Annotated in this window: 8 protein-coding genes and 1 pseudogene; 8 read left to right on the top strand and 1 reads right to left on the bottom strand. The window is 66.5% G+C overall.

The genetic code is table 11. The features are described 5' to 3' along the window. Positions 1–86 precede the first annotated feature (86 nt). Genes GM658_RS22175 through ureB form a run of 6 tightly spaced genes read left to right on the top strand, consistent with a single transcriptional unit; the run spans position 87 to position 10,831 of the window. Complete coding sequence (locus GM658_RS22175) at positions 87–3,827, top strand: DUF4132 domain-containing protein (protein WP_155456242.1); 3,741 nt, start codon at positions 87–89, stop codon at positions 3,825–3,827. 5 nt (positions 3,828–3,832) lie between these two features. Beyond that, positions 3,833–4,927, top strand: a complete 1,095-nt coding sequence (locus tag GM658_RS22170; protein ID WP_155456323.1) for an ATP-binding protein — start codon at positions 3,833–3,835, stop codon at positions 4,925–4,927. Continuing rightward, positions 4,918–7,326, top strand: a complete 2,409-nt coding sequence (locus GM658_RS22165) for a DUF5682 family protein (RefSeq protein WP_371865219.1) — start codon at positions 4,918–4,920, stop codon at positions 7,324–7,326. The genes GM658_RS22170 and GM658_RS22165 overlap by 10 nt, the downstream gene beginning before the upstream one ends. Next, positions 7,323–8,441 carry a VWA domain-containing protein gene (locus GM658_RS22160; RefSeq protein WP_155456241.1) on the top strand — a complete coding sequence of 373 codons (1,119 nt, stop codon included), beginning with the start codon at positions 7,323–7,325 and terminating at the stop codon, positions 8,439–8,441. Before GM658_RS22165 ends, GM658_RS22160 begins: the two co-directional genes overlap by 4 nt. Further along, positions 8,438–10,540 carry an SWIM zinc finger family protein gene (locus tag GM658_RS22155; protein WP_155456240.1) on the top strand — a complete coding sequence of 701 codons (2,103 nt, stop codon included), beginning with the start codon at positions 8,438–8,440 and terminating at the stop codon, positions 10,538–10,540. The genes GM658_RS22160 and GM658_RS22155 overlap by 4 nt, the downstream gene beginning before the upstream one ends. Before the next feature lie 36 nt (positions 10,541–10,576). Then, a complete protein-coding gene (gene ureB / locus GM658_RS22150; protein WP_155456239.1) occupies positions 10,577–10,831 on the top strand; it encodes an urease subunit beta in 255 nt (84 codons plus the stop codon). Here the strand turns inward: ureB and GM658_RS22145 are convergent. Continuing rightward, entirely contained in the window at positions 10,809–11,411 is a 603-nt protein-coding gene (locus GM658_RS22145; protein ID WP_155456238.1) for a 1-acyl-sn-glycerol-3-phosphate acyltransferase, read from the bottom strand. The genes ureB and GM658_RS22145 overlap by 23 nt on opposite strands. Before the next feature lie 107 nt (positions 11,412–11,518). Between GM658_RS22145 and GM658_RS22140 the strand changes: the two genes are divergently transcribed. Continuing rightward, entirely contained in the window at positions 11,519–12,862 is a 1,344-nt protein-coding gene (locus GM658_RS22140) for a sigma-54 dependent transcriptional regulator (protein WP_155456237.1), read from the top strand. 254 nt (positions 12,863–13,116) lie between these two features. Next, a pseudogene (locus GM658_RS22135) lies at positions 13,117–13,620 on the top strand (hypothetical protein); the annotation flags it as partial.

Below are 13,620 nucleotides of genomic sequence, written 5' to 3'. Positions count from 1 at the left end.
ACGCTGATGGTGATAATGTGTGAGTTTTAGCAGCGGCTCGCACAGGCACAATCCTGCATCTGTCATTGTTTGGAGGCTGTACGCCCATGTTCGACAAGCTGCTGCGCGCTGTGCGCAATGCGTTTTCGCTGGACTCCCGCACCTATCTGCGAAACGGCCTTGATGGCCTGGACAAATTCGAGCGCGGCCTGACGCAGCGCTGCCTGGTATTCATTGAAGATGGCGGGGATCCGGCCGTGCTGGCCGATGTGGCGCGCCATGCACCCAAGGCTGGCGAGGAACTGGGTTCGCCTGGCGCAGCGTCCAATCCCGGCGCGTGGGGCAGCTACCATCCGCAGGCGATCCGCGACCGGCTGCATGCGCGCAGCCAGTTTTACGCAGGCATCAGCCTGGAAGAGGCGCCGCTTGAGGCGCTGGTCCGTCTCGGCAAGGTACTGGAGGCGGCCGATCGCGGCAACAAGATTGAGCGCAGCGCGCCATCGGTGCCGGACTGGCTGCAGGTCTTGTTCAACGACGCGCTGGGCGCCAGCGTCCTCGATCAATACAGCAAGCAGGATTTCAAGAAGCGCTCGGCCTGGGACATCAGGCTGCTGCAGACGATCCTGGCGCACGAAGAACTGCCGCTGGTGTTGGGCGTGCTGATGGTCTTCGAACGCAAAAGTTCGGGTGGCACTTATTTCGACCAGTTGAAGCATGACCGCATGCTGCAGCCCGGTCCCCTGGACGATTTCATGCTGGCGCACCGGGATGATATCGACAAGGCATTCCCCGCAATGTCGGCGGCAGGCCGTGCGCTGCTCGCCAAACGCATCGGCAGCAGCAAGGCGGTAGCGACGCAATATGCCGGCATGCTGGTGCGCCTGGCCGTCAATGGCTCTTCCACCGTGCGGCGCGACTCCGCGCCTTACCTGGCCGCGGTCGAGCCGGAAAAGCTGCGCGCACTGCTGTTTGGCCTGCTCACCACTGGCGACCGCGATGAGCGTGGCTACGCGGCCGGCCTGGTTGCGCGCTTGCTCGGCAGCGATGCGGTGCCCCATCTCGAAGAAGCGCTGGCGAAGGAGACCAGCAAGCCAGTGCAGACCGATATCCGAGCCGCCATTGCGAGCCTGGAAGCGGTGAGCGAGGCCCAAGCCGTCGAGGACCTGGTTGCGCCGCCTTGTCCTGAGCTGGAAGAGACTCGCCTTGGCAGCAATGCCGTCGAGATCCTGCAGAGGAACTGGGAAGAGATGATGGCCGCTGCGCGCAAAGGGGCGGAGGAGGAGCGCGAACGCAACAAGGAGGCGCAGTACAAGACCAACTACGCCGAACGGCGTGAGCGTCAGCTGTCCTCACTCGGAAAGGGTTTTGCGGAAAAGCTGGTCGCTGTGCTGAACGGCGATGGCGATGCCGCCAAGGTGGCTGGCGAACAGTGGCACCTGACCTACGAGATGATCTCGCGTGAAGGGCGACTGATGGCCCTGCCCGAATTCGGGGTGATGCAACTGGTGCGCACCTCCCGCCTGCGCAACAACAAGGTCAGCGTGGTTGGATTCCCCGAGTTTGACGCGTGGCTGCAGCGCAACGGGCAAGGCGGCGTCGACCTGCGGGTGCTGGAAAAAGCCATGACGCGTGTTGGCCTGGGCAGCGACGAAATGGCCAAGGCCTGCCTGAAAAAATATTGGGGCTCGGAAGGCGGACCGACCGATGTATTGCCGCCGGATTTCGTCTGGCCGTTCTTCCTGCAGCATCCGGAATTGATCGACAGGGCGCTGGCCCGGATTGGCGATAATTCGTGGTCGCCCGACCAGCCCGATTCAGGCCTGGCCATCGACTTGCTTGGCAAATTCCCGCAGGTCCCCGCGCGCTGGCTGCCACGCCTCCTCGAGATCGCGCTGGGTGAAGGCAAGAGCTATCGCCGCGAGGCGCAGCAGGTGCTGCTGCGCACGCCCGGCATCGCTGGCCGCGTGATAGAAGCGCTCGGCTCGGGCAAGCAGGAAACCCGTATCGAGGCGGCGCGCTGGCTGGCGGAAATGGGTGAGGCATCCGCCATTCCTGCCTTGAACAAGGCGCTGGAAAAGGAAAGCCGCGAAACGGCCAAGGCAGCGCTGCTGGCGGCGCTGGAGCGGCTGGGCGAAGACATCAGCCATTACCTCTCGCCGGAAATGCTGTTGAAAGAGGCGCAGAAGGGACTGAAGGGCAAGGCTCCGGCGGGCCTGGCCTGGTTCAATTACGCCACGCTGCCGCAATGCGCGTGGCGCAAGGGCGGCACTGTCGATCCCGCCATCGTCCAATGGTGGGTGGTGCTGGCCTGCAAACTCAAGGAACCCGCTGCGAATGCGCTGCTGCAGCTGTACCTGCAGCAGCTGGCGCCTGCCAGCGCCGCTGCGCTGGGCGGCACTGTGCTGCGCATGTTCATTGCGCAGGATACGCGCGGCCCATCGCTGGAAGAGGGTATCGCCTTCGCCAACCAGGTGGCGGCGGCGCGCTACAAGGAATACCAGGATGGCGCCAAACGCTGGCCGGATTACTACGCCACGCTGGCGGCGCTGTCGATGGAGCAGGTGTTCGAGCGCGCCAAACAGGAAAAAATGGGCGAGTACCTTGGCAGCGCCATCGGCGAAAAGGGCGCCCTGGCGCTGACGGCGGCCATGCAGGGACAGGAGTTCGTGTCCATTGTCCAGCCGTTCATGAAGAACCATTACATCCGCCGTTCGCAGATCGAGGCCATGATCGAGGGCGGCTCCGTCAACGACGACCCGCAGGTGATCCAGTTCCTGCTGGGCATCGCGCGCCGCTACCGTACCGCCAGCGTGCAGGAAAAGGCGCGACTGCTGGTGCTGCGCGTGGCCGAACGCAATGGCTGGAGCGAGGACCAGCTGTCGGACCGCACCGTGCCGACCGCCGGGCTGGATGATGGCGGCACGCTGGAACTCACGATCGGCGAGCGCCGCTTCTTTGTCACGCTGGACGAAGACCTCAAGCCGCGCCTCAGCAACGAGGAGGGCAAGGTGCTGAAAGCATTGCCGGATCCGCGCCAGGGCGAACCGGAAGACGCAGGCAAGGAAGCGAAGTCGCAATTCTCGTCGTGCAAAAAAGAGCTGAAGCAGATCGTCGCCATGCAGCAGGCCCGCCTGTACGACGCCATGTGCGCAGGCCGCCGCTGGAGCGTGCCGGAGTGGCGCGAATTCCTGCACGCCCACCCGGTCATGGGCCGCCTGGTCCAGCGCCTGGTGTGGATGGAGACGGACGCCGACGGCAAGCTGCTGCACGTTTTCCGCCCGACGGAGGACGGCAGCCTGATTGACGCCGACGACAACGAGGTCGAGCTTGACGAAGGCAGCCAGCTGCAACTGGCGCATAGCGCGCTGGTGGATGCGGCATTGGCCGGCCAGTGGCAGGCCCACTTGAAGGACTACAAGGTGCCGGTCCTGTTTGGCCAGATGGCGCGCCCGCTGCCGCCGGACAGCCTGGAGGGCAAGGCGGTGGAGGACCGCAAGGGCTGGATGAGCGACACCTTCACGCTGCGCGGCGCCTTTACCAAAGTAGGCTACCAGCGCAGCGCAGCCGAAGACGGTGGCTTCTTCTGCAGCTATTTCAAGGAATTCGGACCGGCGCGGATCCGCACCGTGATGGAATTTAGCGGTAATACGCTGCCGGAAGAAAACGTCGCCGCAGCCCTCAAGCGGCTTACTTTCGAGTCCATGTCGGGGGGACGCTACGCCCAGAACGAGGTTGGGCTGGACAAAGTGCCGCCGGTCTTGCTGGCCGAGTGTTATGCCGATTACCATGCGGTAGCGAAGCAATGTGTTGGCTTTGACCCCGACTGGGAGAAGAAAGTACCGTGGTAGACATTATGGGTGGATCGCACGCCGTCGTGCGTGCCAGCGCGGAACAGCGCTACAAGGACGAACTGGAGCGCCTGCGCGCCGACGACAAGGCAAAGCGGCCGGAAGGCTGGCTGCTCTCGCCGCGCGCCGTGCGCAGCTTTATCCTGGGTGACAAGGAGCGCGGCATCAGCCGCAAGTTCTATGGCGACGACCCGCTGGTCGACCGCGCCATCGTGACCCTGATGGGCCACCAGGGCCTGATGCTGGTGGGGGAACCGGGTACCGCCAAATCGCTGTTGTCCGAACTGCTGGCGGCCGCCATCAGCGGTGACTCGGGCTTGACCATCCAGGGGACGGCCGGCACCACGGAAGACCATATCAAGTATTCCTGGAATTACGCCTTGCTGCTGGCCGAGGGGCCGACCCCGCGCGCCATGGTGCCGTCGCCGATGTACCACGCGATGGAATCCGGACGGCTGCTGCGTTTCGAGGAAATCACGCGCTGCCCGCCCGAAATCCAGGACGTGCTGATCTCGCTGATGTCGGAGAAGCAGGTCATGGTGCCTGAACTGGGCCGCGACTCCCGGCTTCACGCTCGGCGCGGCTTCAACATCATCGCCACGGCCAACCTGCGCGACCGCGGCGTGCACGAAATGAGTTCGGCGCTGAAGCGGCGCTTCAATTTCGAAACGGTGCGCCCGATCCGCGACCATCGTTTCGAGACCGAACTGGTGATGCAGCAGCTGGAACGCGAACTGGGCGCCGTGTGCGCCGAGGTGCAGGTCGAGCGCGACGTGGTGGCGCTGCTGGTGACGACGTTCCAGGAGCTGCGCAATGGGCAGACCGCCGAAGGCACGGCCATCAAATCGCCCGACGCCGTGCTGTCCACCGCGGAAGCGGTCAACTTGAGCTATGCCGCGGCGCTGGAAGCCCTGCATTTCGGCCAGGGCCGCCTGACGCCGCGCGAGCTGGCCAACCAGCTGCAGGGCGTGGTGCTGAAGGATAACGCGGACGATGCGCGCCGCATGCGCCATTACGTGGATACCGTCATGCGCGAGCGTGCCCGCCGCGACGACTTGTGGAAGACCTTCCACGACGCGGCCAAACAACTGTGGCAGTAGCTTACCCGTCCCTGGACAGCCTGCAGGCGCAGGGCATCTACTTTGCGCCGCTGCGCCACCATTCCCCGGCCTGCGCCTGGGCGGTGCGCGCCATGCTGCACGAGCTGCGTCCGTGCGCCGTGCTGGTGGAAGGGCCGGACAGTTTCAATCCGCTGCTGCCATTGCTGCTGGACCCCGCGTGCCAGCCGCCGCTGGCGGTCCTGTGCCAGGCCGATGCCGGCGGCGAGAGCCCGGCCAGCGCTTTTTTCCCGTTCTGCGACTACAGCCCTGAATGGGTGGGCCTGCGCACCGGCCAGGAACTTGGCGCGCAGCTGGCTTTCATCGACTTGCCCTGGGCGGACAAGGCGCAGCTGCGCGGGCGGGGCGAAGACGAAGACCACAGCCTGATGGCCGAGCGCTATTTCCAGCACAGCCGGCATATCGATGAACTGGCGGCGCGCGTCGGCTGCCGCGACCACAATGAACTGTGGGACCACCTGTTTGAATTGCGTCCGCCAGCCGCGCTGGCCGATTGGCGCAGCCTGTTCCGCGACATCTACCACTATTGCGCCGAAACGCGCGTCGATTACGAGGCCGAGGTGCTGGAAGGAGACGGCAGCCTGCCGCGCGAGCGCCACATGGCGGCGCACGTGCGCCACTGGCGCACGCAAGCGCAAGGCAACATCGTCGTGCTGACCGGCGGCTTCCATACGCCAGCCTTGCTGGACCTGTGCGCCAGCGGCGGCGGCAGTGCGCCGGGCAGCGCGGCAGCGCAGGATTGGCTGATCCGCTATAGCTTCGACCAGCTCGATGCGCTGAACGGCTATGGCGCCGGCATGCCGGCGCCGGCCTATTACCAGCGTATCTGGGAGGCACTGCAAGCGGGCGACCAGGAGCCGCAGCGCAGCGTCACGCTCGATTGCCTGGGCGGCATTGCGCAGCAATACAGCGGCCTGGGGCTGGTGGAGCGCATCGGCACTGCCGACGTGCAGGCGGCGGCGCTGCAGGCGATGCGCCTTGCCGGCTTGCGCGGCCACCCCGGCCCGGGACGGCATGACCTGATGGATGCGATGCAGTCCTGTTTCATCAAGGGCGCCCTGGGCGAATCCGCGCACGGGCTGCCGGACATCCTGCGCCGCTATCTCGGTGGTTCGCGCCTGGGCCAGGTGCCCGCCAGCGCCGGTGCGCCGCCCTTGCTGGAAGATGGCCGCCGCCTGGCGCGCCAGTGCCGCATCCGGCTCGATGATGCGCAGCCGCGCAACAGCCGGCTGGAAATTTACCGCAAGCCCGCCCACCGCCTGCGCAGCCGCTTCCTGCACCTGATGCGCTACCTCGATTGCGGCTTGGGGCGCCAGGTATCGGGTCCGGACTACCTGGCCGGCACCCGCCTGGACCTGATGGTCGAAGAATGGGAGGTGGCCTGGACACCGCTGGTGGAGGCGCGCCTGGTGGAGCTGGCGCCGCAAGGATCCACGTTGCAGGAGGTGGCCTTGCGCCGCCTGCGCGAACAGGAAACCGCGCTGGGGGCGGCGGGCCAGGCGCAATCGGCCGGCCGTGCGGTGGGTCTGCTGGTGCAGGCGGCAGCCGTAGGGCTGCACGAGCGCTTGCCGGCCTTGCTCGACCTGCTTTCGCGCCATCTGCAAGCCGATGCCTCCTTCGTGTCGGTGGTGCAGTGCGCGCGCCAGCTGCAAACCTTGTGGCGAGCGCGCGAACCGCTTGGCATGCAGGGGCAGCCGGGCCTGGCCCGTCTGATGCAGTCTTGCTGGCCGGCGGCCTTGTTCCTGCTGCCGGCGCTGGCCGGCTGCAAGGAGGAAGAGGAGGCTGCGCTGGTCGATGCGGTCCTGGCCCTGCGTGAATTCGGCCGCAGCGAATACAGCCGCGAAGACGCCGGCGGCGAGCCTTTGCAGCAGTTGCACGGCTTGCTGGGCGGCATGGCGGCACGCAAGGGCTGCGCTCCCGGCATCGCCGGCGCCGCCGCCGCCATCCTTTACCTGGATGCTGCGTGGGACCAGCAGCAGCTTGCCCAGGCCGCCGCCCGGCGCTTCGGTCCCGGCGCCCAGCCGGTCGACGCAGTGCGCTTCCTCTCCGGCCTGATGGCCGCGGCGCCGGAGCTGCTGGTTACGCAGCCCGCCTTGTTGCAGGCACTGGACCAGGTGCTGGATGGCTGGGACGAGCGCGACTTCATGCGCTGCCTGCCGGAGTTGCGGCGCGCCTTCAGCGCCCTGAAACCGGCCGAAACCAGCGACGTGGCGCGCCTTCTGGCGCAAGGCCTGGGTGTGGAGCCGGGAGAGCTGCAGACCGCCAGCGCCGTGCTGTCCGAAGCCGATATGCTGGCCGGCGCCGAGCTGCAATCCTTGCTGCGCGAAGGGCTGGAGCGCGATGGGCTGCACAGCTGGCTGGCCGGGAAGGAGCCCGCATGAGCACTGACAAACTGCGCCGCTGGCGCCTGGTGCTGGGGCGTTACGCCAGCGAGTCCATGCCGCAGGCGCTGGGCCGGCAGGACGGGCGCATCGACCAGGCGCTGGACTACCTGTATGGCCGCGAATACGAGCGCAAGGGCCTGGTGCAGCGCGGCGGCAGCGGCACCCTGGATCCGAGCCAGTTGCGCGCCGTGGACTGGCTTGAGACCACGCGCAAGCTGTTCCCGCGCGATGTCTACGAGCGCTTGCAGGCCGATGCAGTCGACCGCTACCAGATCCGCGAAGTCCTGAACGACGCCAAGGTGATCGAGTCGCTGGAGCCGAGCCAGGCGCTGGCGCGCTCCCTGTTGTCGATGCGCGGCAAGCTGCGCGCCGACGTGCTGGCAGCCGTGCGCAAGGTGATTCGCCGCTCGGTCGAGGAGATCGTGCAGAAGCTGCGGCAGGATTTCGTCAACGCGCTGACCGGGCGCCGCAACCGTTTCCGCCGTTCGCAATTGCCGTCGGCGCAGAACTTCGACTGGCGCGCCACGGTGCGCGCCAACCTGCGCCATTACGACCCCGAGCGCCAGCGGCTGGTGATCGAGCGCCCGCTGTTCAACGGCCGCATCAAGCGCAGCCTGCCGTGGGACGTGATCCTGTGCGTCGACCAGAGCGGCTCGATGAGCGACTCGGTGATGTACAGCGCGGTGGTCGCTTCGATTCTGGCCGGCCTGCCGGGCGTGAACGTGCGCTTGCTGGTGTTCGACACCACCGTCGTCGACCTGAGCCACATTGCGTCCGACCCGGTGGAAGTGCTGATGACCGTCCAGCTGGGCGGCGGCACCAATATCGGCCTGGCGCTGGAACGCTGCGAAAAGCTGGTGCGCCAGCCGCAGCGCACCGTGGTGGCCCTGGTCAGCGATATGTGCGAAGGCGCGCCGCCGCAGGCCCTGCTGGCGGCCGTGCGCCGCCTGGCCGAGTCGCGCGTGCGCCTGCTTGGCCTGGCCGCGCTGGATGCGGAGGCGCAGCCGATCTACGACGTGCAGATGGCGCAGAAGCTGGCCGCTGCCGGCATGGAGGTGGCGGCGCTGACGCCCCTGCATTTTGCGGAATGGCTGGGCGAGGTGATGGCGTGAGCGCTTCCTGGTACGCGGTTTACCGCAATATCGACGATGCCGCGCTGGAGGCGCTGGCCAACGCCGGCCTGCTGCGCCGCGCGGCCAAGGATGTGGAAGCGGGCAAGGTCGGCTGGCCGCAAGGCGCCGGCCTGGACGCAGTCCTCCATGCGGCCAAGGACGGCGCCACGGTATTGGCGGACGGCCAGCAGGTGCAACTGACGTCTGCCGGTCCGCGCCAGGCGCGCTGCGACTGTCCGGCGCCGGGCATGTGCAAGCATATCCTTGCAGCCGCGCTCTGGCTGCGCGCCCAGCCGGCCGGGGAAGACGCGGCGCCGGCAGTCGACGTCGTCGCGGAAATCTGTGCGCTGCCGGAGGCCGCGCTGCTCAAGGCGGCCGGCAAGGCAGGGCGCACCCAAGCGCTGGCCTGGCTGGCGACTTGCGGCGCTCCTGAAGTCAGCGTGGAAGGCGGCAGCGCCACCATCGTGCTGCCGGGGCTGCAGCAGCGCGCCATCTATGTCGCGGGCTTGGGCTACGATGGCATGCTGTCGGAAGCGGCGCCCGGCAGCAAACGCGCGCTGCACCTGGCGGCCTTGCTGGCGGTGCGCCGCGAGCAGGGCGTGCCGCTCCAGGCCGCAGCGGCAGGCGCTGCACCCGGCGAACCAGGCGGGCTGGCAGCGGGCGAGGGCGGCGCCGGGGATGCGCTGGAACCTGGCGCCGGTGCCCTGAGTGCCAGCGAACGCGCCTTCATCGCCCAACTGCGCGCGCTGTTGCACGACATCCTGCGCAACGGCCTGTCCCACGTCAGTGCCCTGGTGCCGCCGCAGCTGCGCGCCCTGAACATGTCGGCACGCGCTGAAGACATGCCGCGCCTTGCCGCCATGCTGCGCGAACTGGGCGGCACCATCGACCTGCTGGCCGAGCGCAGCTACCACGCCGACGAGCGCCAGGCACTGTCGCACATGGCGCGCATCGAGGCGTTATGCGTCGCGCTGGAGCAGGCCGACGCCGTGCGGCTTCAGGGCTTGCGCGGGAAAGTCCGGCGCGACTTCGAAGGCAGCACGCTGCCTGCGTTGCTGCCACTGGGCGGCTACTGGTGGACGACGCGCGGCGGGGCGCGCGGCATGACCCTCAGCTTGTGGGACCCGGACGCACGCGCCATCGTGCAGGGCGTGCTGGCCCGGCCGGACGGCAGCGACCCAACCTTCCACCGGCATACGATCTGGGACGCGGGCAGCGTGTGGGCCGGCGCCGGGAGTCCCGGCCGCATTTGCCAGCACATGCTGCGCCTGGAAGGGGCGCGTGTTGCCGACGACGGCCGCATTGCAGGCGCGGGCGCACAGGCCAGCACCGCTCCGCTCTGGAATCCTGCGCAGCTGGAGGCGGCTGCACCAGGCCTCGGCGACTGGCAGGAGTTGCAAGCGGTCTTGCGCGATAGCGGCGGCCTGGCCGGCGGTGCGCCGGACTGCGTGCTGCTGCGGCCCGGGAGCTATGCGCAGCCGGTGCTGAATGAAGTGCGCCAGCAATTCGAATGGCGCGTCAACGACAGCCAAGGCCGGGGCCTGGTGCTGCGCATCCCCGCCGAACAGGCCTGCGAGCAGCGCATCGGCAACCTGGAAAAGCTGGCGGAAAAAGCTTTGCCCATACCATTGGTCCTGGCCCGCATTCCGCGCGGCGAAGCGGCGCCGGCGCTGGAACCCGTCGCGTTGACGGTGGTGGAGAACGGCAAGCTGCGCGTGGTCTCGCTGGACTTCGCCCACGAACATCGCCTGGGGAATATGGGCCGCTTCATGCGCGCCCTGGCCGGCATGGTGGAAGGCCGCAGCGCCGCGCCGGCCCTGGCCGCTCCCAGCGCAATGGAACGCCTGCTTGAACAGGCCAGCGCTGTGTTGGAGCGCATTGCAATGAGCGGCCGCCTGCCGCCGGATCCTGCGCAGCGCGCAGAACTTGCGGGCTTGCGACAGGCCTTGCAATCGGCGGGGATCGACCTGATATGCGATGCCATCCGCAACTTCGAGCAGCAAGCTAGTCCGGCCCGCGCATTACAGCTGTATTATCTGCTGATGCGCTGCACCAGCCTGGTGCGGGTGGGCCGCTTTGGTGCGGCGATCAGCACGTAAACACGTGGTTTTCGCAGGCACGCATTTTGCAATTTGATGCATATGACCGATCGCACCACGCTTACCGTAACAAACCAGGGGGACCGTCCTATCCAGGTCGGCTCCCATTTTCATTTTTTTGAAGTTGATTCGGCGCTGCAGTTCGAGCGCTGGAAAGCTTATGGCATGCGGCTCGATATCGCGCCGGGAACGGCGCTGCGTTTCGAACCAGGCAAGGCGCACACCATCGCGCTGGTGCGCCTTGAAGGCGATGCGGAGGTAGCTGGCTTCAGCGCTGGCGCAAGACGATAGGCGCCATCAGCTCGGGATGCTTTCCGAGGTGGCCGTCGAAACCGGCGCGGATGGCCGCCATATCCTTTTCCTCGTCGCCGGTGAGCCAGACATGCTCGGTCATGCCCAGCGTCTTGTTCGGGTAATCGAGATACACCAGCACCAGCGGCACCTTGGCGGCCAGCGCCAGTTGGTAAAAGCCGCTCTTCCAGTAAGGCTTGTAGCCGCGCGTGCCTTCCGGCGTGATGCCGACCCAGTACCAGTCTTCCTTCATCATGGCGTCGGCCTGGGCCTGGATCAGGCCCTGCGGCGCGCTGCGGTCGACCGGCGCACCGCCCAGGTAATAGAACCAGCGGCCCAGTAGCGGGATCTTGAACAGGCTGTCCTTGGCCAGCCAGCGGAAGGGCAGGTCGATCGCCCATTTGCACAGCACGCCGACCACAAAATCCCAGTTGGAGGTATGCGGATACACCACGGCAATGCCTCGTGGTTCGGGTAAAGGCTTGAACTTCATTTGCCAGCCAAAGGCGTGCAGCGTGCGCAGGGCAAGGCGCTGCTTCAGTGTTGGCAGATTGCCCGCCTCTAGCTTATATTGATCCATTCCTCACCCATTGTTTTATTGGCACCGTTGAGTTTTTGACTTTTGGTGCTGAAAAATTATGCGGCGGTATTCTATCGCGCCGCTCAATGGGGCAGCAAGGTGAAATTATGACAAGACAAGTCTTGTGCGTCGCTGCTACAACAGCAGGATTGCCGGCAGATTTGCTTGCCGCCGTCCAGAGCTTCGATGTCTGCCTGGTGGCCGGTCTGGCCGAGGCGGGAGCGGCCCTGCGCGAGCAGCACTACCCGGTCGGCCTGCTGGTGCTGGACGGCTGGAGCGGTCCGCTCGACGAACTGGACCATTTCCTGCGCCGCCACAGCCGTCCACGCTGGGTGGCGGTATTCCGTCCGCAGGCGCTGGAGCAGGCGCCGTTCCGCCAACTGGTGCACGACCACTGCGTGGATTTCCACACCTGGCCGCTCGATGCGGCGCGGCTCGGCCATACGCTCGGCCATGCGCTTGGGCTGGCTGCACTGTCGGCCTCACCCCATGCGGCGGAGGTCAACCAGTCGATGCGCCTGACGGGCCACAGTCCTGCCATTGCCTTGCTGCGCCAGCAGATACTGAAAGTCGCAGGCGCCGATGCGCCGGTGCTCATCTGGGGGGAAAGCGGTACCGGCAAGGAACTTGTGGCGCGCGCGATACACGAGCATTCGGGCCGCAGCGATGGCCCCTTCGTGCCCATCAACTGCGGTGCGATTCCCGCTTCGCTGGTGCAGTCCATGCTGTTCGGTTATGAGAAAGGGGCCTTTACCGGCGCCGGTGTCGGCAAGGTCGGGCTTGTTGAGTCGGCCAGCGGCGGCTCCATTTTCCTTGACGAGATCGGCGACTTGCCGCTCGAACTGCAAGCCAACCTGCTGCGTTTCCTGCAGGAGAAGACCATCTACCGCGTGGGCGCCACGCGCAGCGTACCGGTCGATGCACGGGTGATTGCCGCGTCGCACGTGAAGCTGGGCGACGCCGTCGAACGCGGCCATTTCCGGGAAGACTTGTTTTACCGCCTCAACGTGTTGACCCTGCAGGTGCCGGCCTTGCGCGAACGGCGCGACGATGTGGTGCCGCTGGCGGAAGAAGTGTTCCACAGCTTTGCCACCGAACGCGCGCGGCGGGTGCGCGGCTTCAGCAGCAGCGCGCTGCGTGCGCTGCGCGCGCATGACTGGCCAGGCAATGTGCGCGAACTGTTGAACCGCGTGCGGCGCGCAGCCGTGATGGCCGATGGCGCGCTGATCCAGCCGCATGACCTGGAACTCGACGGACTCGACGGTGCGCCCGGCGCCGAAGACCTTGACAGCGCGCGCGCCGGCGCCGAAAGGATGGCGCTGCAAGGCCGGATTGACGCCGGACACAGCATTACTGCGGTGGCGCGCGAGCTTGGCGTGTCCCGCATGACCCTTTACCGCCTGATGGCCAAGCACGGCATCCAGCGCCCATCGCGCCGCGGCAACGACTGAGCAGGCGAACGGCCGCGTCACAAAGTTGTGACATGCGCTGCCTCCTGAACTTCCCTCTGTGGCTTGGCCCGCATTGACGCATGCATGTCACAACGGCGTGACAGTCTGACCTCTGCCGGGGCCCGTCGAATGCTGCAATACCACATCAAAAGCCAGGAATATCAAGGGTTTAGGGAGGGTGGCATCAAGCTTGCGATATGGCTTCTGGCCCCAGTGTTGCGGGCACTTGAAAACACGACATGAGCGAGGACGAGATGAAGAGAACTTTGATTGCAGCAGCCATCGCTTTGGCGATGGGTAGTGCATTCGCGCAAACGACAACGCCACCGAACGTGACGCAATCCGGGCCGGGCGCCCAGTCCAACGATGGCTCCACTTCGACCCAGGACAGCAGCCAGGCCAATGCCAACAACAACAGCAGCGGGGCAGCCGACGCCGCAGCCATTGGCGCTGCGGCCGCAAATAACGGCGCCACGTCGACATCGTCAATGAGCAATGCCTTCAACACCTCGACGGCGACAGCGGTCAGCAACCTGACCGGCACCGTCACCAACAACACCATCACCAATATCGGCAACGTGGCCACCAATGCCGGCAATGCCAACGGCGGCGCGGCCGGCGTTGGCGTGGGCGGCGGCGCGACCGGCGGTAGCGCCAGCGGCAGCGGCGGCAGCGGCGGAACGGCCAATGGCGGTGCTGGGGCAACCGGCGCTGCAGGCGGGGTGGCTGTGAACGGCAGCGCTACTGCCGGCAATGGC

This window comes from Massilia eburnea (assembly GCF_009720745.1).
Classification (GTDB): domain Bacteria; phylum Pseudomonadota; class Gammaproteobacteria; order Burkholderiales; family Burkholderiaceae_D; genus Rugamonas; species Rugamonas eburnea.
Note: the sequence above shows the minus strand (reverse complement) of the source record. Positions and strands in the feature narration are given on the sequence as shown.

Coding starts and splice junctions, on each gene's coding strand:
- GM658_RS22145 (WP_155456238.1), bottom strand. CDS start 11,411: ATGGATCAATATAAGCTAGAGGCGGGCAATCTGCCAACACTGAAGCAG.
- GM658_RS22140 (WP_155456237.1), top strand. CDS start 11,519: ATGACAAGACAAGTCTTGTGCGTCGCTGCTACAACAGCAGGATTGCCG.
- GM658_RS22160 (WP_155456241.1), top strand. CDS start 7,323: ATGAGCACTGACAAACTGCGCCGCTGGCGCCTGGTGCTGGGGCGTTAC.
- GM658_RS22170 (WP_155456323.1), top strand. CDS start 3,833: ATGGGTGGATCGCACGCCGTCGTGCGTGCCAGCGCGGAACAGCGCTAC.
- GM658_RS22175 (WP_155456242.1), top strand. CDS start 87: ATGTTCGACAAGCTGCTGCGCGCTGTGCGCAATGCGTTTTCGCTGGAC.
- ureB (WP_155456239.1), top strand. CDS start 10,577: ATGCATATGACCGATCGCACCACGCTTACCGTAACAAACCAGGGGGAC.